Annotated in this window: 14 protein-coding genes; 4 read left to right on the top strand and 10 right to left on the bottom strand. The window is 64.7% G+C overall.

Annotated elements, in window-relative coordinates:
- Positions 1 to 3: 3 nt before the first annotated feature.
- Positions 4 to 3480, top strand: coding sequence for an indolepyruvate ferredoxin oxidoreductase family protein (locus LRP30_RS11520; RefSeq protein ID WP_249760376.1), 3477 nt, complete (start codon positions 4 to 6; stop codon positions 3478 to 3480).
- Positions 3481 to 3772: 292 nt separating this feature from the next.
- Here the strand turns inward: LRP30_RS11520 and LRP30_RS11515 are convergent, their stop codons facing one another.
- The 4 genes from LRP30_RS11515 to LRP30_RS11500 all read right to left on the bottom strand — a co-directional run bounded on the left by LRP30_RS11515 (position 3773) and on the right by LRP30_RS11500 (position 8922).
- Positions 3773 to 5503 carry an FAD-dependent oxidoreductase gene (locus LRP30_RS11515; protein WP_249760375.1) on the bottom strand — a complete coding sequence of 577 codons (1731 nt, stop codon included), beginning with the start codon at positions 5501 to 5503 and terminating at the stop codon, positions 3773 to 3775.
- A 58-nt stretch (positions 5504 to 5561) separates the two neighbouring features.
- Positions 5562 to 6581: a trypsin-like peptidase domain-containing protein gene (locus tag LRP30_RS11510; protein WP_128935245.1), complete on the bottom strand. Its 1020-nt coding sequence runs from the start codon at positions 6579 to 6581 to the stop codon at positions 5562 to 5564.
- A gap of 82 nt (positions 6582 to 6663) precedes the next feature.
- Positions 6664 to 7113 (bottom strand): hypothetical protein, encoded by a 450-nt coding sequence (locus LRP30_RS11505; protein WP_128935246.1) that lies wholly within the window; start codon positions 7111 to 7113, stop codon positions 6664 to 6666.
- Positions 7114 to 7323: 210 nt separating this feature from the next.
- Positions 7324 to 8922: a GMC family oxidoreductase gene (locus tag LRP30_RS11500; RefSeq protein ID WP_249760374.1), complete on the bottom strand. Its 1599-nt coding sequence runs from the start codon at positions 8920 to 8922 to the stop codon at positions 7324 to 7326.
- Positions 8923 to 9120: 198 nt separating this feature from the next.
- On the opposite strand from LRP30_RS11500, the gene LRP30_RS11495 reads away from it, so the two are divergent.
- Positions 9121 to 9909, top strand: coding sequence for a thermonuclease family protein (locus tag LRP30_RS11495; RefSeq protein ID WP_249760373.1), 789 nt, complete (start codon positions 9121 to 9123; stop codon positions 9907 to 9909).
- A gap of 219 nt (positions 9910 to 10128) precedes the next feature.
- On the opposite strand, the gene cyoD is transcribed toward LRP30_RS11495, so the two are convergent.
- From cyoD to LRP30_RS11475, 4 genes are read right to left on the bottom strand one after another with little or no spacing between them, the layout of a single operon-like run.
- The gene (gene cyoD / locus LRP30_RS11490) at positions 10129 to 10518 is read right to left on the bottom strand and encodes a cytochrome o ubiquinol oxidase subunit IV (RefSeq protein ID WP_128935249.1); all 390 of its coding nucleotides are present in this window, start codon (positions 10516 to 10518) and stop codon (positions 10129 to 10131) included.
- Positions 10515 to 11156, bottom strand: a complete 642-nt coding sequence (locus tag LRP30_RS11485) for a cytochrome (ubi)quinol oxidase subunit III (protein WP_128944015.1) — start codon at positions 11154 to 11156, stop codon at positions 10515 to 10517. The genes cyoD and LRP30_RS11485 overlap by 4 nt, the downstream gene beginning before the upstream one ends.
- Positions 11156 to 13156: a cytochrome o ubiquinol oxidase subunit I gene (gene cyoB / locus LRP30_RS11480; protein WP_249760372.1), complete on the bottom strand. Its 2001-nt coding sequence runs from the start codon at positions 13154 to 13156 to the stop codon at positions 11156 to 11158. Before cyoB ends, LRP30_RS11485 begins: the two co-directional genes overlap by 1 nt.
- Positions 13146 to 13979, bottom strand: coding sequence for a cytochrome ubiquinol oxidase subunit II (locus LRP30_RS11475; RefSeq protein ID WP_249760371.1), 834 nt, complete (start codon positions 13977 to 13979; stop codon positions 13146 to 13148). The genes cyoB and LRP30_RS11475 overlap by 11 nt, the downstream gene beginning before the upstream one ends.
- Positions 13980 to 14233: 254 nt before the next feature.
- Here LRP30_RS11475 and LRP30_RS11470 point away from each other — a divergent pair, with 254 nt between their 5' ends.
- Positions 14234 to 15034, top strand: coding sequence for an SDR family NAD(P)-dependent oxidoreductase (locus LRP30_RS11470; protein ID WP_091893725.1), 801 nt, complete (start codon positions 14234 to 14236; stop codon positions 15032 to 15034).
- A gap of 73 nt (positions 15035 to 15107) precedes the next feature.
- Here the strand turns inward: LRP30_RS11470 and LRP30_RS11465 are convergent.
- Positions 15108 to 16276, bottom strand: a protein-coding gene (locus tag LRP30_RS11465) for an IS3 family transposase (RefSeq protein ID WP_249757655.1) whose coding sequence is annotated in 2 segments (ribosomal slippage) — positions 15108 to 15988 and positions 15988 to 16276 — 1170 coding nt in all. Because the reading frame shifts where the segments join, the coding sequence is not laid out codon by codon here.
- A gap of 201 nt (positions 16277 to 16477) precedes the next feature.
- The gene (locus LRP30_RS11460) at positions 16478 to 17815 is read right to left on the bottom strand and encodes a sorbosone dehydrogenase family protein (protein WP_249760370.1); all 1338 of its coding nucleotides are present in this window, start codon (positions 17813 to 17815) and stop codon (positions 16478 to 16480) included.
- A 228-nt stretch (positions 17816 to 18043) separates the two neighbouring features.
- On the opposite strand from LRP30_RS11460, the gene LRP30_RS11455 reads away from it, so the two are divergent.
- On the top strand, positions 18044 to 19234 hold the full coding sequence (locus LRP30_RS11455) for a urate hydroxylase PuuD (RefSeq protein WP_249760369.1): 1191 nt from the start codon (positions 18044 to 18046) through the stop codon (positions 19232 to 19234).
- The last annotated feature ends 81 nt before the right edge of the window (positions 19235 to 19315 follow it).

Genomic DNA, 19315 nt, shown 5'->3' with positions numbered 1-19315 from the left:
GAAATGACGCTGATGCAGGTCGAGCTGGACGATAAATACCGGCTCGAATCGAAGCGGATCTTCCTGTCCGGCACCCAGGCCCTGGTCCGCTTGCCGATGTTGCAGCGCGAACGCGACCGGCTCCAGGGCCTCAACACCGGCGGCTTCATCTCGGGTTATCGCGGTTCCCCACTCGGCATGTACGACCACGCGCTGTGGCGCGCGAAGTCTTTCCTCCAGCAGCATGACATAGCCTTCGTCCCCGGCCTGAACGAGGATCTGGCCGCGACCGCCGTCTGGGGCAGCCAGCAGGTCGGCCTGTTTCCCGGCGCCAAGGTCGATGGCGTGTTCGGCATCTGGTACGGCAAGGGGCCGGGCGTCGATCGCTCGGTCGATGCGCTCAAGCACGCCAACGCAGCGGGCACCTCGCTCAATGGCGGCGTGCTGGCGCTGGCCGGCGACGACCACGGCTGCCAGTCCTCGACGCTGGCGCATCAGAGCGAGCAGGTGTTCGCCGCGGCGCTGATCCCCGTGATCAATCCCGCCACGCTCCAGGATTATCTCGACCTCGGCCTCTACGGCTTTGCGTTGTCGCGCTTCTCCGGCTGCTGGGTCGGCTTCAAGGCGATCAGCGAGACCGTGGAGAGTTCGGCATCGATCTACAGCGATCCCGAACGCATCAAGATCGTGCTCCCCGACGATTTCGAGATGCCGCCCGGCGGCCTCAACATCCGCTGGCCGGATCCACCGCTGGACGCCGAGAAGCGCCTGTTCGGCCCGAAAATGGAAGCGGTGCAGGCTTTCGCCCGCGCCAACCAGCTCGACCGCATCGTGCTCGATTCCAAGCCCGCGCGGCTCGGCATCGTCGCCACCGGCAAGGCCTATCTCGACCTGCGCCAGGCGCTCGCCGACTTGGGGATCACCGACAAGGACGCGCAGGATCTCGGCCTGCGCATCTACAAGGTCGCGATGACCTGGCCGCTGGAGGAAAGCGGCGCCAAGCGTTTCGCCGAGGGCCTTCAGGAGGTCCTCGTGGTCGAGGAGAAGCGCGGCTTCATCGAAGACCAGCTCATGCGCATCCTCTACAACATCGATGCGTCCAGGCGCCCGACCGTCACGGGCAAGCGCGACGAGCGCGGTGCACCGCTGCTGCCGAGCGAGGGCGAGCTGACGCCGACCATCGTCGCCTCTGCGCTGGTGGCGCGCTTACGTAAGCTCGGCCACCACAGCCCGGTGCTGGAGCAGCGCCTGGCGCGGCTCGAGGCGTTCGACAAGCCTGTCACCACCAGCGCGCCAATCAAGCTCGCGCGCACGCCGTTCTTCTGCTCGGGCTGCCCGCACAACTCCTCGACGCGCGTGCCCGAAGGAAGCCGCGCCATGGCCGGCATCGGCTGCCACGGCATGGCCCTGAGCATGCCGACGCGCCGCACCGATCTGATCTCGCATATGGGCGCCGAAGGTGTGAACTGGATCGGGCAATCGCCCTTCACCACCGAGAAGCACATTTTCCAGAACCTCGGCGACGGCACCTATACTCATTCTGGTCTTCTTGCGCTCCGCGCCGCTTCCGCCGCCGGCATCAACATCACCTACAAGATCCTCTACAATGACGCCGTCGCCATGACCGGCGGCCAACCGGCCGAAGGCAGCTTCAACGTCGCGCAAATCGCGCATCAGGTCTGGGCCGAAGGCGTCAAGCGTCTTGCGATCGTCTCGGACGATCCGAGCAAATATCCGCAAGGAAATTACTTCCCGCACGGCGCGACCATCCATCACCGCCGCGAGCTCGACGCCGTGCAGCGCGAGCTGCGCGACATCAAGGGTCTCACGGTCATCATCTACGACCAGACCTGCGCCGCCGAAAAGCGCCGCCGCCGCAAGCGCGGGCTCTATCCCGATCCCGCCAAACGCGCTTTCATCAACGAGCTCGTCTGCGAAGGCTGCGGCGATTGCTCTCAGGCGTCCAACTGCGTCTCGGTGCAGCCGCTGGAGACCGAGTTCGGCCGCAAGCGTCAGATCGACCAGTCGAACTGCAACAAGGACTTTTCCTGCGTCGAAGGCTTTTGCCCGAGTTTTGTCACCGTGCATGGCGGCAGCCTGAAGCGCGTGAAGACGTCAGCGGTCGATTCCGGCCAGCTGTTCGCCGACCTGCCGCTACCGCCGGCGCGCGAGCTGGACGGTCCCTACAACATCCTCGTCACCGGCATCGGTGGCACCGGCGTCATCACCATCGGCGCGCTGCTCGGCATGGCCGCTCATGTCGATGGTCGCGGCTGCTCGGCGCTCGACTTCACCGGCCTGTCGCAGAAAAACGGCGCCGTGATGAGCCATGTCCGCATCGCGCCGAAGCCGGAAGACATCTCCGCCGTCCGCATCACCACCGGCGGCGCCGACGTCATCCTCGGCTGCGACATGATCGTCTCAGCCGGTCCCACTGCGCTGAGCCGCGCCGAGCGCGGCGTGACCAGGGCTTATATCAACGCCGACCTGCAGCCGACCGCGAGCTTCGTGCAAAACCCCGATCTCGATTTCGAGTTGGGCGCGATGCAGACCGTGCTGCGCGACGCGATCGGCGACAAGAACCTCGACATCATCGACGCTACAGGCATTGCCGCCGCGCTGATGGGCGATAGCATCGCGACCAATCCCTTCATGCTCGGCTTCGCCTTCCAGAAGGGCGCGATCCCGCTGTCGCTGGAGGCCCTGCTCCGCGCCATCGAGATCAACGGCGCCGCGATCGAGATGAACAAGCTCGCCTTCACCTGGGGCCGCCTCGCCGCCCACGACATGTCGCGGGTGCGCAGCGTGCTCCAGTTCAAGAACAGAGCGGCCGCGCCGACGAAGTCACTCGACGACGTGATCGCGACCCGCGCCGAGTTCCTGACCGGCTATCAGGACAAGGCCTATGCCGAACGCTACCTCGCAGCTGTCGCCAAGGTGCGCAAGGCGGAGAGCGCGGCCTCGCCGGGCTCCACGGAACTGACAGAGGCCGTCGCAAAGAACCTGTTCAAGCTGATGTCCTACAAGGACGAGTATGAGGTCGCGCGGCTCTACACTGACGGCAGCTTTGCCAAGAAGGTGTCGGAAAAGTTCGACGGCGACTTCACGCTGAAATACCACTTGGCGCCACCGATCTTTGCGAAGCGCGATAACGCGACGGGCCGCCTCCAGAAGCAGGAGTTCGGCGGCTGGATGATCCACGCTTTCCGCGTTCTCGCGAGGCTCAAATTCCTGCGCGGAACCGCGTTCGATCCGTTCGGCCGCACCGAGGAGCGCAAGACAGAGCGCAAGCTGATCGAGAATTATCTCGGCATGATCAATCAGCGGATTGCGAGACTGAAGGCCGAGCAGATCCCGCTGCTGGCACAGCTTGCGCGCGTGCCGGAGACGATCCGCGGCTTCGGTCACGTCAAGGAAGCCAACATCAAGCAGGCGGCGGCCGAGACAGCACGGCTGGAGGCGGAACTGGAGAACAGCCGCTTTGCGGCGGCTGCGGAGTAGCGGCGAGAGGCGCGACGCTCTCTCCACACGTCATTGCGAGGAGCTCGCGACAAAATTGCGTAGCAATTTTGCGCTGATGCGACGAAGCAATCCAGAGTCTTTCCGCAGAGGTAGCCTGGATTGCTTCGCTACGCTCGCAATGACGAGATTGTGGAATGCGCTCGCCACGCACTCGGTGTCATCGCCAGGCTTGACCGGGCGATCCAGTACTCCGAGACAGTTGTGATTAAGCCCATAAGCCGCGGCGTACTGGATGCCCCGCCTTCGCGGAGCATGACTGCGGTGGGGATGGCTAGACCGACGTCGTGGCAACGCTTGATGCGATCGACGCTACACCACCCTCCGCCAGATGCCGCCCCGCGATGTACCCGAACGTCAGCGCTGGCCCCAGCGTGATGCCCGGGCCCGGACAGTTGCCGTTCATGATCGAGGCCATGTCGTTGCCGCAGGCATAGAGGCCGGCGATCGGCGTGCCATCCGCGCGCAGCACGCGCGCCTGCGCATCGACCTTCATTCCGATCGCGGTGCCGAGATCGGCCGGATGGATGCGCATCGCGAGGAATGGCGCGCGGATAATTGGCGCGACGCAAGGATTTGGCTTGTGAGCGGCATCGCCGAGATGACGCTGGTAGATGGTGCTGCCGCGGCCGAATTCGGGATCGCGGCCCTCTTTCGCACCGGCATTGTAGGCCGCGATCGTCGCCGCGAGCGTAGACGGTTTGATGTCGATCTTCGCCGCGAGCTGCGCAACGTCAGGCGCCTCGATCAACTCGCCGCTCGCCACATAGCGCCGATAATTGCGCGTGAACGGCTTGATACGGCCGAGACCGTAGCTCCACAGGAACTCGCGGTCGCAGATGAGGTAAAACGGCCGGTCCGGCTCGCCATTGCCGTCGCGCAGCATGGCGAGCACGAATTCGTGGTAGGACAGCGCCTCGTTGACGAAGCGCCGGCCTGCGGCGTTGACGGCGATCACACCGGGCTTGGCGCGATCGGTCACCGTGTGCGGGAAGACGCCACGGCTGCCGTCGGCACGGCGGAACAACGAGGCCGGCACCCAATAGGCCGGGCTGGTCGCGTCCGTGTTGAGCGCGGCACCGGCAGCAGCCGCAAGCCGAAGCCCGTCGCCTGTCCCTGATGGGTTGGTGGCCGAAACAAAACCGGCAGCGGCCGGGAAGAACCGTTTGCGCAAGCGCGCATCGTGCGAGAGGCCGCCGGTCGCGAGCACCACGCCGCGGCGCGCCGCGATCAGGCGATCGCGGGCGCCGTGTCGGATCACCACACCGGCCACGCGATCGCCTTGCATCGACAAATCCTCGACATCGGCGCTGAAGAGGATTTCGACCCGCCGCGCCAGAAGCGAGGCATACAGCCGCGCGGCGAGCGCATTGCCGAGATGCAACGTGGTGCCGCGCGGCGCGCGCAAGCGCTGCCACGCATACGCTGAAACCAGCCGCGCTGTGCGTAACGTCGATCGCAGTGATTTTCCGACCTGGCGCAGATGCGAAATGTCGAGACCGTTGACCATCATCCCGCCGAACAGCGTGAATTCCGGCAGCGGCGGCCGTAAGCGCGCAAAAGCCTTGCCAAGCCGCGTGCCGTCGAACGCCACCGGCTCCAGCACGCGGCCGCCGGACGTCGCACCCAGCCGCTCCGGATAATAGTCCGGATAGGCTTTCACCGGCCGGAGCCGCAATTCGGTGTTGGCTTCGAGATAGGCGATAGCTTCCGGTCCGCGCGCGAGGAAGGCGGCGCGCAGGCCGGCATTGGCCGGCTCGGGCACCGTGCTCGACAGATACTGCACGGCGTCCGCGACGCTGTCGGACAGCCCCGCCTCCTTCATCTTGGGATTGGCGGGGATCCAGACCATGCCGCCGGACCATGCGGTGGTGCCGCCGACGAAGGCGGTCTTCTCGATCACCAGCACACGCAGCCCTTCGGCGGCCGCAACGGCCGCCGCCGTCATGCCGCCGGCACCGGCGCCGATGACAACGACATCGTAGGTCTCATGTGCCGGCATCATGCGGCAAGGTTCCGGGAGCGAGGCATGACCCCGTCATACCTCGCTCGCCGGCCCGCAGCTAGCGCGCCTTCTTGCGCTCGACCGGGTCGATGTCGATCGCCCGCAGGCGTCCGAGCCGCAATACGTCCATGGCCAGCCGCCGGCCGATGCGGTCGCGGTCGAGCACGCGGATCAGGTCGTCGACGCCGTTGATCTCGACACCGTCGAGCCTGACGACGACATCGCCGGGCAACAGGCCCGCTTTCGCGGCCGGGCCGTCCGGCTCGATCTGCATCAAGAGCGCGCCCATCTTGTTCTCGACACCGGCCAGCACGGCATGCCGCCGCGGGACCGGCGCGGTTTGCCCGGCAACGCCGATATAGGCGCGGCGGACGTAACCGTGGCGGATGATCTCCGACAGCACGAATTGCGCGGTGTTGCTGGCGACCGCAAAGCAGATGCCTTGCGCACCGTTGATGATAGCGGTGTTGATGCCGATCACCTCGGCATTCGAGGACACCAGCGGGCCGCCGGAATTGCCCGGGTTGAGCGCGGCATCGGTCTGGATCACGTCCTCGATGGTGCGCCCGCTGACCGAACGGATCGAGCGGCCGAGCGCCGAGACCACGCCAGCGGTCACGGTCGATTCGAAGCCGAGCGGATTGCCGATCGCGATCACGAGTTGACCGCGCCGCAGGTTCTTGGAATTGCCCAGCGCAGCATAGGGCAAATGGCGCACGCCATTGGCGCGCAGCAGCGCAAGGTCAGTGTCGGGATCGACGCCGAGCACCTGGGCATCGCCGACATGGCCCTCGACGTCGCGCAGCCGGATCTCCTTGGAGGAGCCGACCACATGGCTGTTGGTGAGGACGAGTCCGTCCGGCGAGATCACGATGCCCGAGCCGAGCCCACCGCGCTCGCGGCCGTTCGGCACTTTCGGCCCGGTCTCGACCCGCACGACCGCCGGGCCGACGCGATCGGTCACGTCGATCACGGCATTGGAATAGGCGTCCAGCAAGGCCCGGTCATCGGCCGGGGCAGACGCCGTCGTTCGCGATGACGATGCGTCACCGGCGATATCTGAGGTGAAGTCCAACATGGCAAGAGTCCTTGAGGCTCACACAGATGGTGGCCTGTTCCCTCCAGCGCAAGTGGCCCAGCCGGGGCGCAGGGCTGGGCTGCTAGGGTGCCCGCCTCAGCGAGCCGCCTCTTGCCTTGACCGGATCGAGCAGCGACCAGTCCCCATCCGGGAGCACATGGCCTTTGGGGAATGGCGCGCGCAGCTCGAGCCCGAGCGAGCCCAGCACGCGGTCGTCGCGGTAGTAGCATTGCAGCACGACGCGAACGAGCGTTGCGGCGGCGACGCCGCCAGAGCTGCGGAACTGCTGCGCAACACCATCGCGCGCGGCAGGCTCGAGATCAGCAAGCGGCATCCCCGCGAGCCGCGCCAGATGATCTAGCGCCGCCACCACCAGCTTGGTGTCGCGGCCGAGCGTTGCCAGCATGTCGGCCTGGATGATGTCGTCATCGGCGCCCGGGACGCGGTATTCCTCGCTCGCCGGAATGATCATCGCGGCGATCGTGCGCAAGTCCTTGCGCTGCCGAGGCGTGAGGGTGAGCTGATCAGTCATTGGGGCCTCGCGTCGGAACGTTGCGGCTAAGGTGACGGTGCGCTCCCTCCCCCGCTTGCGGGGGAGGGTTGGGGAGAGGGTGTCTCCGCAAAGAGACGCTTCCAGAGGAAAGAGCCCTCACCCGCCGCGCTCTTCGAGCGCGTCGACCTCTCCCGCACGCGGGATAGGTGGAGCGAGTTCGTGGCGGGTTCGGTGCATCCATCACGCGCCTTAGTCGAACAAATTGGCGAGGCGCTGCTTCATCTGATCGGCGATGTAGAGCGCGAGGGCCTGGATGGTGGACGTCGGGTTCACCCCACCCGAGGTCACGAAGATGCTGCCGTCGACGATGAAGAGGTTCTTCACGTCGTGCGAACGGCCCCATTCGTTGACGACCGAGCGTTCGGGATCAGTGCCCATCCGCGCGGTGCCGAGCAGGTGCCAGCCGCCCCACGGAATCGGCGAATTGATGCAGATGTCGGCCGCCCCCGCCGTTTCGAGAACCTCGCGGCCGCGGGCCAGCGCATGCTCCATCATCTTCCGGCTGTTCTCGCTGATCGTATAGTCGATCTTCGGCGCGGGAATGCCGTGACTGTCCTTCAGCACAGGATCGAGCGTGACGCGATTGTGCTCTTCCGGCAGGTCCTCGCAGATCGCGGAGAAACCCAGCCGATGGCCATTGAGCTTGCGGAAGACACGATGGTGATCGGCGCCCCAGGGCAAAATGCCCTTCTGCTCGCTGACGACGGCCTCGAACACCGGCCCTGCCCCGCGCACGAATTGCACGCCGTAGCCGCGCACGAAGCCGCGCGACAGGTCCGTGTCATACCATTGCTTGCTCCACAGGCACGTCGGCGGCGCGCGGTTGGAATCCGTCGGCTCCTTCACATAGCCGTAGATCTGCGCATAGGGATGGAACATCAGGTTCTTGCCGACGAGGCCGGACGAATTGGCAAGGCCGTTCGGGAAGCGCCCCGAGGCCGAGTTCAGCAGCAGTCGCGGCGTGCCGACGCCGTTGCAGGCGATGATGACGACGTGCGCGGGCTGAAACTGCTCGACGCCGTCCTTGTCGTAATAGACCACACCCGAGGCCATGCCGTTCTCGTCGGTGGTGATCTCACGCACCCGGCAATGGGTGCGCAGCTCGACGCCGGCGCGGATAGCATGCGGCCAATAGGTGATGTCGGTGGAAGACTTTGCGCCTTGCGCGCAGGCCGGCGTGCAATGGCCGAGATTGATGCAGCGCGCGCGGCCCTCGTAATCCATGGTCGCGACCGTCGTGTCGGACGGCCACCAGTGCCAGCCGCGCCTGTTCATGGCCTTGGCGATGATAGCGCCTGACAATCCGAGCGGCTGCTGCGGCATCGGCGGATGCGTCAGCGGCGAAAGCGGATCGCCTGACAGGCCCGACGTGCCCATCATCCGGTCGTTCTCCTCGAAGAACGGAGTCAGCGCGTCGTAGTCGATCGGCCAGTCGTCGGCGACGCCGTCGAGCGTCTTCACCTTGAAATCAGACGGATGCAGCCGCGGCCAGTGCGCGGTGTACATCACCGTCGAGCCGCCCACCGCGTTGTAGTTGACGACCTTGATCGGCGAATGGTCGTCATTGATCGGGTAGTCCTCGGGCCGGCCGCGAACGTTGGGGCTCGACGACCATTCGCCGTAGAACTTGGCCTCCCAGTCGCGGCCTGTGCTGGGATATTCCGCCGGATTCATCCAGCCGCCCTGCTCAAGGCAGAGAATGTGCATCTTGGTCTCGGCCAGCGACCACGCCACCGCCGCGCCCGAAGCGCCAGCGCCGACGATCAGGACGTCCACGGGGTCTTTCATTGCAACCTTATCCTCCCCCTCGCGGCTTCCGGGCGATTCGGCCTCTGCAGTCCGCAAGGCCCGCGAACGATAGGATCAGAGCAATGGCTGAGTAAAGCCGCGAGGCCGGAATGTCGCACTTCGCAGGGCGCAGACCATTGGTATCGCCACATCCGGATGCTAGGAACAGGGCGCACGAGCCATCGATAGCGAGATCGTATGTCCATCCGAAATTTCTTTGCCCCCGCCCGCGCTTTTGCGCTCGTTTCGTTTTTCGCCTTGTCCGGATTTCTGGCCTCGTCGGGGCCGGCCTCCGCGCTGACTGCCGCCGCGACGGTCCGCGACGGCAACTCCATACAGCTCGGCGACGTCACCTACCGGCTCGACGGCGTCGACGCACCCGAGCTGGACCAGGTCTGCATCGACGATCACGCCGATTCCTGGACCTGCGGCATCGAGGCTCGTGACCAACTGGCGAAGCTGATCGGCAAACGGACGGTGCGCTGTGACGACGTCGGACCGGAGAAGAGTTTTGGCAAGCGGCACCGCGCGATCTGCACGGCCGAGGGGGACAAGGCCAGCTTGAACGAGCAGCTGATCAAGCTCGGCTTTGCCCTCGCGCGCGAGCCGATCAAGGCCAACGTCAAGCCGGCGGCCACCGAAGCCAAGACGGCGGCGGTCGGGATCTGGAAGGGCTGCTTTGTTGCACCGCAAGATTTCCGTGGCGGCAAGAAGGACGGCGCGCTCCTCGGCGCCGCGTGCCGCCCAGACCGCGACAAGGAGATCCGCGCCGTGCTGTTCCCGGAGGAGCTGACGATGCCGCCGAGTTGCAGCATCAAGGGCAAGCTCGCGGTGCGCGCACGCGTCACCGGCAATATCGGCATCTATCATTTGCGGGGCTGCCCGAGCTATCCGGCGACCACCAAGCCCGACCGCTGGTTCTGCTCGGAGGATGACGCGCAGGCCGCCGGCTTCCGCAGAGCCTACAACTGCCGTCGGCCGAAGTGAAAAATTCCTTCACACATCCGTGAGTGGTAGTCCGAGACCGTATTGATCCGGAATTGAACTCGATCGGGGGTTGCGCCATTTGTATGGTTACGCAAGCGCCTTGCGCGAGCGTTTCCTTGGCAGCGATCCGATTTCGGTCCGATTGCCTTGCTCGGGCGTTTCCTCCCTAGACTTGGGCCGCTTGTCATCACAAGCGGCTCTTCTTTTTTGGGCGGGGTCCTAACTCCGCATCTGCATGATCTGGTCCATCGGCGGCATGTTGGCATTCAGATGCGCCATGATCCAGACGGTGCCGCCGACCACCAGGAAGACCACCAGCAGCCCGAAGGCGAGCGCCAGCACGTTGTTGGTGTTGTCGGGGCCGGTGGTGATGTGCAGGAAGAACACGAGGTGCACACCCATCTGTGCGATCGCGAGCACGATCAGCGCCACGGGGATGGACGGCTGCCAGACCAGATCGGTGCCGGCGATGAAGAACGACGTCGCCGTGAGCAGCAGAGCCAAGACAAGACCGACAACGTAACCGAGGATGCGGACGCCGACACTGTGTTGCTCTTCCTCGCCGGGCGCGAGGTCGTGTTTGACCAACTCATGCGTCTGATCGCTCATGGCGCACTCCCAAGCAGGTAGACCACGGAAAACACGGCGACCCAGATGATGTCGAGCGCGTGCCAGAACAGCGCAAAGCACATCATCCGCCGCTGGATGTCGGCACGAAAGCCCTTGGCGAACACCTGCGCCATCATGGTGAGCAGCCACAACACGCCGGCCGAGACGTGGAGGCCATGGCATCCGACCAGCGAGAAGAACGCGGTCAGGAACGCGCTACGCGACGGGCCATAGCCACGAGCGACGAGGTCGGCGAATTCGCGGAACTCGATGGTGAGGAATATGAGGCCGAGCACGCAGGTCACGGCCATGCCGAGATAGAACCAGAACCGGTTGCGCACGTCGGCGGCAATGCTGGCCATGCCGCAGGTAAAGCTCGACAGCAACAGGCAGACCGTCTCGATCGCGACGTTCTTCTGGTCGAAGATCTCGGAGCCCTTCGGGCCGCCGGCGGTCTGGCCGGCCAGCACGGCGTAGGCAGCAAAGAAACAGGAGAACATCACGATGTCGGAGAGCAGGAAGATCCAGAAGCCGTAGGCGGTCACGATCCGCTTCGGCGCGGGCCCGGTATGCTCGATGACGACACCGATGTGATGGGGATCGGCATGGGCGTGGCCAGCGGTCGCGGTCATCGACATCAGACGGCCCCCGCCATGCTGACGAGCCTGCGCCGTTCCTCCAGATTGACGCGGTCGATGCGGGCGACCTGATCGGCCGGGATGACGTATTCGTCATGATCGCGCCAGGCGAACAGGACGAAGGTCGCGAAGGCGCCGAGGCCGCCCAAAATCACCATCCACCAGATGTGCCAGATCAGCGCGAAGCCCATGATGGTGGCGAAGAACGCGCAGACGAAGCCGGTCGGCGAATTCCGGGGCATCTCGATGTCCCGATATTCCGGCTCTTCGTGCTCGAGCAGTTGCTGCTTGGCATGGGCCTTCATCTCCCAATAGGCGTCCTCGCCGCGCACATCGGGATTGAACGCGAAGTTGAACACCGGCGGCGGCGACGAGGTCGCCCATTCCAGCGAACGGCCGTCCCAGGGATCGCCGGTGCGGTCGCGCAGGGCCTCCCGGTTGCGGATGCTGACGACGAGTTGCATGATCTGGCAGATCACGCCGATCGTCAGCACCGCCATGCCGACCGCCGCCACCAGCATCCACGGCCGCCAGACCGCGACATCGTAGTGCTGCATGCGGCGCGTCATGCCGAGCATGCCGGCGACATAGAGCGGCATGAAGGTGATGAAGAAGCCGAGGAAGGTAAACCAGAATGCAGCCTTGCCCCAGCGTTCGTCGAGGCGGAAACCGAACGCTTTCGGAAACCAATATTCGAAGCCGGCGAAAGCGCCGAACAGCACGCCGCCGATGATGACGTTGTGGAAGTGCGCCACCAGGAACATGCTGTTGTGAAGCATGAAATCGGCCGGCGGCACCGCGAGTAGGACGCCCGTCAATCCGCCGACGATGAACGTCACCATGAAGCCGACCGCCCACAGCATCGGCGTCGCGAAGCGAATGCGTCCGCCATACATCGTGAACAGCCAATTGTAGATCTTCACCCCCGTCGGCACCGCGATGATCATGCTGGCGATGCCGAAGATGGCGTTGACGTCGGGCCCCGCTCCCATCGTGAAGAAATGATGCAGCCATACCATGAAGGAGATGACGCAGATCGCCATGGTGGCCAGCACCATCGAGCGATAGCCGAACAGTGCCTTGCCGGAGAAGGTCGAGACCACCTCGGAGAAGATGCCGAAGGCCGGCAGCACCAGGATGTAGACCTCGGGATGGCCCCAGGCCCAGATCAAATTCATGAACATCATGACGTTGCCGCCGGCCTCGTTGGTGAAGAAGTGGAAGCCGAGGTAGCGGTCGAGCAGCAGCATCGCCAGCGTGGCGGTGAGGATCGGGAACGCCGCGACGATGAGGAGATTCGAGGCCAGCGTGGTCCAGCAGAACATCGGCATGCGCAGATAGTTCATGCCTTTGGTGCGCAGCTTCAGCACGGTGGTGACAAGATTGATGCCGGCGACCAGGGTGCCGACGCCGGAGATCTGCAGCGACCAGGCGTAGTAATCGACGCCGACGCCGGGCGAGTAGGACAATTCCGAGAGCGGCGGAAAGGCGAGCCAGCCGGTGCGCGCGAATTCCCCGACCACGAGCGAGATATTGACCAGCAGCGCGCCGGTCGCGGTCAGCCAGAAGCCGACGGAATTGAGCGTCGGGAACGCGACATCGCGCACGCCGAGCTGGAGCGGCACGATCAGGTTCATCAGCCCGATCACGAACGGCATCGCCACGAAGAAGATCATGATGGTGCCGTGCGCCGAAAAGATCTGGTTGTAGTGCTCGGGCGGCAGATAGCCTTGCGACTGGTAGGCGACGGCCTGCTGGATTCGCATCATGATGGCATCGCTGCCGCCGCGCAGCAGCATCACCGAGGCCAGCAGCACATACATGACCCCGATGCGCTTGTGGTCGACGCTGGTGATCCATTCGCGCCAGAGATAGGGCAGATGACCCTTGATCACGACCCAGGCCAGCACGCCCAGGATTGCGACCAGCACCACAGCGCCCGCGACAAGCGGAATCGGCTGATCGAACGGAATGGCGGACCAGTCGAGCTTACCGAGCATCGTGGCCTCCACTGTGCGACCGGCCCGCTTCGGATGCGAGCTCCGGTCCAGGACCCGGCGGAATGTGCTGGGTCGCGATCAGGTCGAACAGGCGCGGATCTTCGAGCCGATAGGCCGGCCGCCCCGTCTCGATGCCTTGCTGCATCAGCTTTGTGTAACTGTCCGCATTCAGCACGGCATCCGTCTTCGCCGTGGTCGCCACCCACTCCGGAAAGGCGAGCGGCGAGATCACGTTGACGTCGAACATCATGTCGGGGAAGCCGTCGCCGGAGAAATGCGCCGACAGGCCCTGCAGCTTGCCCTCGTTGTCGGCGCGCAGGTTCAGCTTCGTCACCATGCCGTTCATGGTGTAGATCATGCTGCCGAGCTGCGGGATGAAGAACGTGTTCATCACGCTCGACGACGTCAGCTGGAAATTCAGCTCGGCGCCCGCCGGTACGGTCAGCGTATTGACCGTGGCGATGCGCTGATCCGGATAGATGAACAGCCATTTCCAGTCGAGCGAGACGGCCTGGATCCGCACCGGGCTGCCGGTGCCTGGCACGGGCGCTGCGGGATCGAGCTGGTGCGAGCCGATCCAGGCGACGCCGCCGAGCAGGATGACGGTGAGCGCAGGGATCGCCCACACCACCATCTCGACGCGGCCGGAATAGACGAAGTCGGGCTGGAAACGCGCTTTCGGATTGGACGCGCGAAACCAGAACGCGAAGCCGAGGATCGCAACGATGGTCGGCACCACGATCACGAGCATGATGAAGACGGAATCGACCAGGATGGTGCTGTTGGCCGCAGCCACAGGCCCTTGCGGATCGAACAGATTCATCGGCGAGCCACTGGCGGTTGGGAAGCCCCGGGACAGAGCCTAGCGCGGGAAAGGCTCCGCAACAAACGCGATTGCCTGAAAACGGTTCCTGAACCGCAAAGGGTCAGCCATGCGCGATGGGCCGGGCGCAACATGCAATTCCACGTGATCTCAATGACATGAACGCAGAGGCGCGCCCTTCTCTCCGATTGGGGCGATTGCTAATCTGCACGAAAATACTGAATGAACAGACCGAGCCCCGGGAGTGAACCGAGATGCGCTTGAAGGACAAGGTTGCGATCGTCGTCGGCGCCGGCCAGAGCCCCGGCGAGGGCATGGGCAACGGCCGCGCCACCGCGCTTACCTTCGCGCGCGAGGGGGCCAAGGTCTTGTGCGTCGATCACCAGCTGGAATCGGCGCAGGAAACGGTTGCGATGATCACCGCGGAGCAGGGCACGGCCGCAGCCTTTAAGGCCGATGTGACCAAAGCCGCCGACATCAAAGCGATGGTCGCGGACGCGCAATCGCGCTGGGGCCGGATCGACGTGCTGCACAACAATGTTGGCGTCAGTCTCTCCGGCGGCGATGCCGAATTGCTGCAGCTGACCGAAGAGGCATTCGACCGCGTCGTCGCCATCAACCTGAAGAGCTGCATTCTCGCCGCGAAAGAGGTGATCCCGATCATGCGCGCGCAGAGAGGCGGCGCCATCATCAACATCTCCTCGATGGCCGCGATCACGACCTACCCTTATGTCGCCTACAAGGCGACGAAGTCGGCGATGATCGCCTTCACCGAACAGCTCGCCTACCAGAACGCCGAATACGGCATCCGCGCCAACGTCATCCTGCCCGGCCTGATGAACACGCCGATGGCGGTCGATACCCGCGCCCGCGAATGGCACAAGACCCGCGCCGAAGTCGAAGCCGAACGCGACAGCAAGGTGCCGCTGCGCAAGAAGATGGGCACCGGATGGGATGTCGCCAATGCCGCGCTGTTCCTGGCATCAGATGAAGCGAACTTCATTACGGGCGTGACGCTGCCGGTGGATGGCGGGGCGAGCGTGCGGCGGGGGTGAGTGCCAAAGAGACGCTGCACTTACCCTCCCCTGGAGGGGAGGGTCTGATCTTCCCCCGAAAAAGTGGAGGGGTTTAAGCGGCTTTTAGCTCCATCTCGATCGGGGCGATATATCCGATCGCGGAATGGAGCCGGGTGCGGTTGTAGAAGCCCTCGATGAAGGCGAAGATATCGCGCTGGGCCTCGGCGCGGGTCTGGTAGTCGCGATGGTGAACGAGCTCGGTCTTCAGGGTATGGAAGAAGCTCTCCATCGGGGCATTGTCGTAGCAATCGGCCTTGCGGCTCATCGATGCAACGATGCCGGCGCCCGTGAGAGCGTCGCGATAGGCGTGTGAGGCATACTGCACGCCGCGATCGGAGTGGTGGATCAATCCGGCCTGCGGCCGTTGCTGCTGGATGGCCATCGTCAACGCCGCGGATGCGAGTTCGACTTGCATGTGATCCCGCATGGCCCAGCCGACGATCTTTCGACTGAAGAGATCCATGACGGCCGCCAGATACAGCCAGCCCTCCGCGGTCGGGATGTAGGTGATATCGGCGAGCCAAACGCGGTTCGGGGCTTCCGCTGTGAAGTCGCGCGCGATCAGGTTCGGGGCGATCGGCAGGTCGTGACGGCTGTCGGTGGTGCGCACCCGGCGCGGCGGCGCCGTGATGGCGCGGATACCGTGCCGGCGCATCATCCGCTCGATCCGGCCGCGGCTGGCGCCACGGCCCTGCGTCCGCAGCACGGCATGGACGCGGGGACTGCCGTAGCGTCCGCTGCTGTCGTGATGGGCCTGCCGGATCGCAGCCAGCAGCGTGGCATTGGATTTGGTCCGCTGACTCGCCGGGCGATCGCGCCAGGCGTAATAGCCGGCCGGCGAGACCTCGAGCACGGCGCACATTAATCGTACCGGATAGGCGTCGCGATGGTCCTCGATGAAGCGGAAGCTCATGTCCGGGTTCCGGCAAAGATCGCGATCGACTTTTTTAAAATGTCGCGCTCCATGCGCAGCCGTTCGTTCTCCTGGCGCAACCGGGCGATCTCCGAAGCCTGGTCCGCCGACATCGGCGTCGCCTGCGTGGTGGGGCGCCACGCCGCCGATGCCGGCTGCTGCCCGGCCTTATCCACCCAGCGCCGCAGCACCGAGTCGCGCAGCCCGAGTTCCTTGCCTACCGACGTGATCGAGCGACCGCTCGACACCACCAGCTCAACGGCCTGGCGCTTGTACTCTTCGGTAAATGACCGACGTTGACGTTCCATTCGACACCTCCGGGCTCAATGAGCCTACTACAGATGTCCACTCATTCGGAGGAGGTTCAGTCGCCACGCATGAAGCGCAGCGCAATGCGTAGCGGGGTGGGGTGACGGTCTCTCCGCATCGAACCCTGCCCGAGTGGAGAGATCACCCCACCCCGCTCGCGCTGCGCGCGACTGGCCCTCCCTCCAGGGGAGAGTGCAGCGTCATTGCGGCACGCGCGTCACCCGCCAGATCGTGCCATTGCCGTCCTCCGACACCAGCAGCGATCCATCCTTCGCCACGGTCACTCCGACCGGCCGTCCCCACACCTCGGTATCGCTCACCACGAACCCCGTGACGAAATCCTCGTACTCCCCGGTCGGCTTGCCGCCCTTCATCTTGATGCGGATCACCTTGTAGCCGGTGCGCTTTGATCTGTTCCAGGAGCCATGCTGGGCGGCGAAGGCGTCGCCCTGGTACTCGGGCGGAAACTGCGTGCCCAGGTAGAAGGTCATGCCGAGCGAGGCCGAGTGCGGCTGGATCAGCACATCCGGCACCGTCACCTTGTCCTTGAGGTCCGGCCGCGCGCCGGCGTGGCGCGGGTCTTCGTTGCCTCCGATGTAGAACCAGGGCCAGCCGTAGAAACCGCCCTCCTTCACGCTGGTCACGTAATCGGGCACCAGATCGTCGCCGAGGCCGTCGCGCTCATTGGTCGAGCACCAGGGCAGACCGGTCTGCGGCTGGATCGCGAGGCCGACGCAGTTGCGGAGTCCGGTGGCGTAGATCTTCCGCTCCTTGCCGTCAGGATTGAACACCAGCACGGCGGCGCGCTCGGTCTCGCTGGCCCAGGCCGCGCCAAGCGGCTGCGCTTTTGACCACGCCTCCATCCCGCCCGGCGGCGTGCCCATGCCCTCTGCGACGTTGCTGAGCGAGCCGACCGACACCAGCATGCGCTTGTTGTCCGGCGTGAACACGATGTCGCGGGTGGAATGGCCGCCATCATGCGGCAGGCTTGCCACGATCGTTTCCGCCTTGCCGCGTGCCTTGAGATCGCCGGCCTGGTAGGGAAAGCGAACGACGCCGTCGGTGTTGGCGACATAGACCCATTGCGGGTTGTCGCCGTTCGGAAAAAAGGCGATGCCGAACGGCTGCCTCAGTCCGCTGGCAAACACGTCGTTGGTCACCTTGCCGCCATCGCCCGCGCGCAGCACGCGGATGTTGCCGGCCCGCGTCTCCGCGACAAAGACATCGCCATTCGGCGCGATCCGCACGACGCGTGGCGTGCGCAAGCCTTCGGCGAACAGCTCGATCTTGAATCCAGTCGGCACCTGGAGCGCAGCCTCGGGCGGACGCGGCACCACGCGCGCGGAGCTTGCAACCGACCGCGTCGCGCCGGGCCTGACCAGATCCTGTGGCCGGATCAACCTGACCGTGCCAGGCCTGTCGGCCCGCCAGTCGCCATAGGCGTCCTTGCCCTGCAGCACCGGCTCACCTCGTGCGCTGGTCGCAGCCGCGACCAGCAATCCCGCGGACAGCGCAACGAACCATAGTCTGTTCTTCACGTCTCCCTCCCGGCCTGCACGTCTCAAACGTCAATATGCGACAACCCGCAACCGTTCTGCGGCAGGTCATGCGCCTGCCGAATTCCACGTCAGCTCATGCCCGTACGATGGGCATCAGCCGCGGCCCATCGTACTGGAAAATGCGGCTGATCGGTGCGACACATTGGCGGGGCGCGACCGGCGGTTGTTCAAAGCTGCGGCATTGGTGTCGCGGCTGATGGGGTGATCATGTGGGGATCCGTCATATCGGAATGGACGAGCCTGCTGCTGCGCTGGCTGCACGTGGTTGCCGCGATCGCCTGGATCGGCAGTTCCTTCTATTTCATCGCCCTCGATCTCAGCCTCAGGCCCAAAAGCGACCTGCCTGATGGCGTGCAGGGCGAGGCCTGGCAGGTCCACGGCGGCGGCTTCTACCGGATCATGAAATATCTGGTCGCACCGAGCCAGATGCCGGACGAGCTGACCTGGTTCAAATGGGAGGCCTACACCACCTGGCTGTCCGGCTTCGCGCTGATGGTGGTGGTGTATTATCTCGAGGCCGATTTATTTCTGGTCGACAAGGCGATCCTCGACCTCACGCCATTCCAGGCCGGCCTGTTCAGCTTCTTTAGCCTCGCTCTGGCATGGCTGCTTTATGAGGCCGCGTGCCGCTCTGGGCTTGCGCAGCGCGAGCTGCCCTTCGCTATCGGCGGCTATTTGTTCCTGGTCGCGCTGACCTACGCCTTCACCCATGTGCTGAGCGGTCGTGGCGCCTTCAACCAGATCGGGGCGATCATCGGCACCATCATGGTCGCCAACGTCTTCGCGCTGATCATCCCGAACCAGAAGAAGATCGTGGCCAGCCTGATCGCGGGACAGGCGCCCGACCCGAAGCTCGGCAAGGCCAGCAAGGAACGCTCGGTCCACAACAACTATCTGACCTTGCCCGTGGTCGTGCTGATGATCAGCAACCACTATCCCCTGCTCTACGCCACGCGCTTCAACTGGATCATCGTCGCGATCATCCTGGCGCTCGGCCCCGTGATCCGCCATTTCTTCAACGCGCGGCATGCGGGGCGCAAATCGCCGTGGTGGGTGTGGGGCGTCGCAGCAATCGGCGTGATCGCGATCCTCTTCCTCTCCGCCGCCGGACCGCGCGACGTCAAGATCAGCGCGCTGCCGGCACAGCCGACGCTCGCCAATGTCGAGGAGATCGTGATGTCCCGCTGCAGCATGTGCCACGCGGCCGAGCCGGTCTGGGCCGGCATCGTCACTGCGCCGAAAGGCATATTGCTTGACGCGCCCGAGCACATCCATCGCAACATCCGCCTGATCGGGCGTGTCGCGGCCTGGTCCAATGCGATGCCGCCGGGCAATGTCACCGAGATGACCAGCGAGGAGCGCGCCATTCTCGCCGCCTATGTCGAGCAGGCGCATTGATGCCGTCCCGCGTCGGCACGGCATTTCGCGGAATGAAATTCCCGCATCTCCCACCGAATTGAAAATGACTCGACCGTCTAT

The organism is Bradyrhizobium sp. C-145, assembly GCF_023375135.1.
Taxonomy (GTDB): Bacteria; Pseudomonadota; Alphaproteobacteria; order Rhizobiales; family Xanthobacteraceae; genus Bradyrhizobium; species Bradyrhizobium zhanjiangense.
Note: the sequence above shows the minus strand (reverse complement) of the source record. Positions and strands in the feature narration are given on the sequence as shown.

Coding starts and splice junctions, on each gene's coding strand:
- LRP30_RS11520 (WP_249760376.1), top strand. CDS start 4: ATGACGCTGATGCAGGTCGAGCTGGACGATAAATACCGGCTCGAATCG.
- LRP30_RS11515 (WP_249760375.1), bottom strand. CDS start 5,503: ATGATGCCGGCACATGAGACCTACGATGTCGTTGTCATCGGCGCCGGT.
- LRP30_RS11510 (WP_128935245.1), bottom strand. CDS start 6,581: ATGTTGGACTTCACCTCAGATATCGCCGGTGACGCATCGTCATCGCGA.
- LRP30_RS11505 (WP_128935246.1), bottom strand. CDS start 7,113: ATGACTGATCAGCTCACCCTCACGCCTCGGCAGCGCAAGGACTTGCGC.
- LRP30_RS11500 (WP_249760374.1), bottom strand. CDS start 8,922: ATGAAAGACCCCGTGGACGTCCTGATCGTCGGCGCTGGCGCTTCGGGC.
- LRP30_RS11495 (WP_249760373.1), top strand. CDS start 9,121: ATGTCCATCCGAAATTTCTTTGCCCCCGCCCGCGCTTTTGCGCTCGTT.
- cyoD (WP_128935249.1), bottom strand. CDS start 10,518: ATGAGCGATCAGACGCATGAGTTGGTCAAACACGACCTCGCGCCCGGC.
- LRP30_RS11485 (WP_128944015.1), bottom strand. CDS start 11,156: ATGTCGATGACCGCGACCGCTGGCCACGCCCATGCCGATCCCCATCAC.
- cyoB (WP_249760372.1), bottom strand. CDS start 13,156: ATGCTCGGTAAGCTCGACTGGTCCGCCATTCCGTTCGATCAGCCGATT.
- LRP30_RS11475 (WP_249760371.1), bottom strand. CDS start 13,979: ATGAATCTGTTCGATCCGCAAGGGCCTGTGGCTGCGGCCAACAGCACC.
- LRP30_RS11470 (WP_091893725.1), top strand. CDS start 14,234: ATGCGCTTGAAGGACAAGGTTGCGATCGTCGTCGGCGCCGGCCAGAGC.
- LRP30_RS11455 (WP_249760369.1), top strand. CDS start 18,044: ATGTGGGGATCCGTCATATCGGAATGGACGAGCCTGCTGCTGCGCTGG.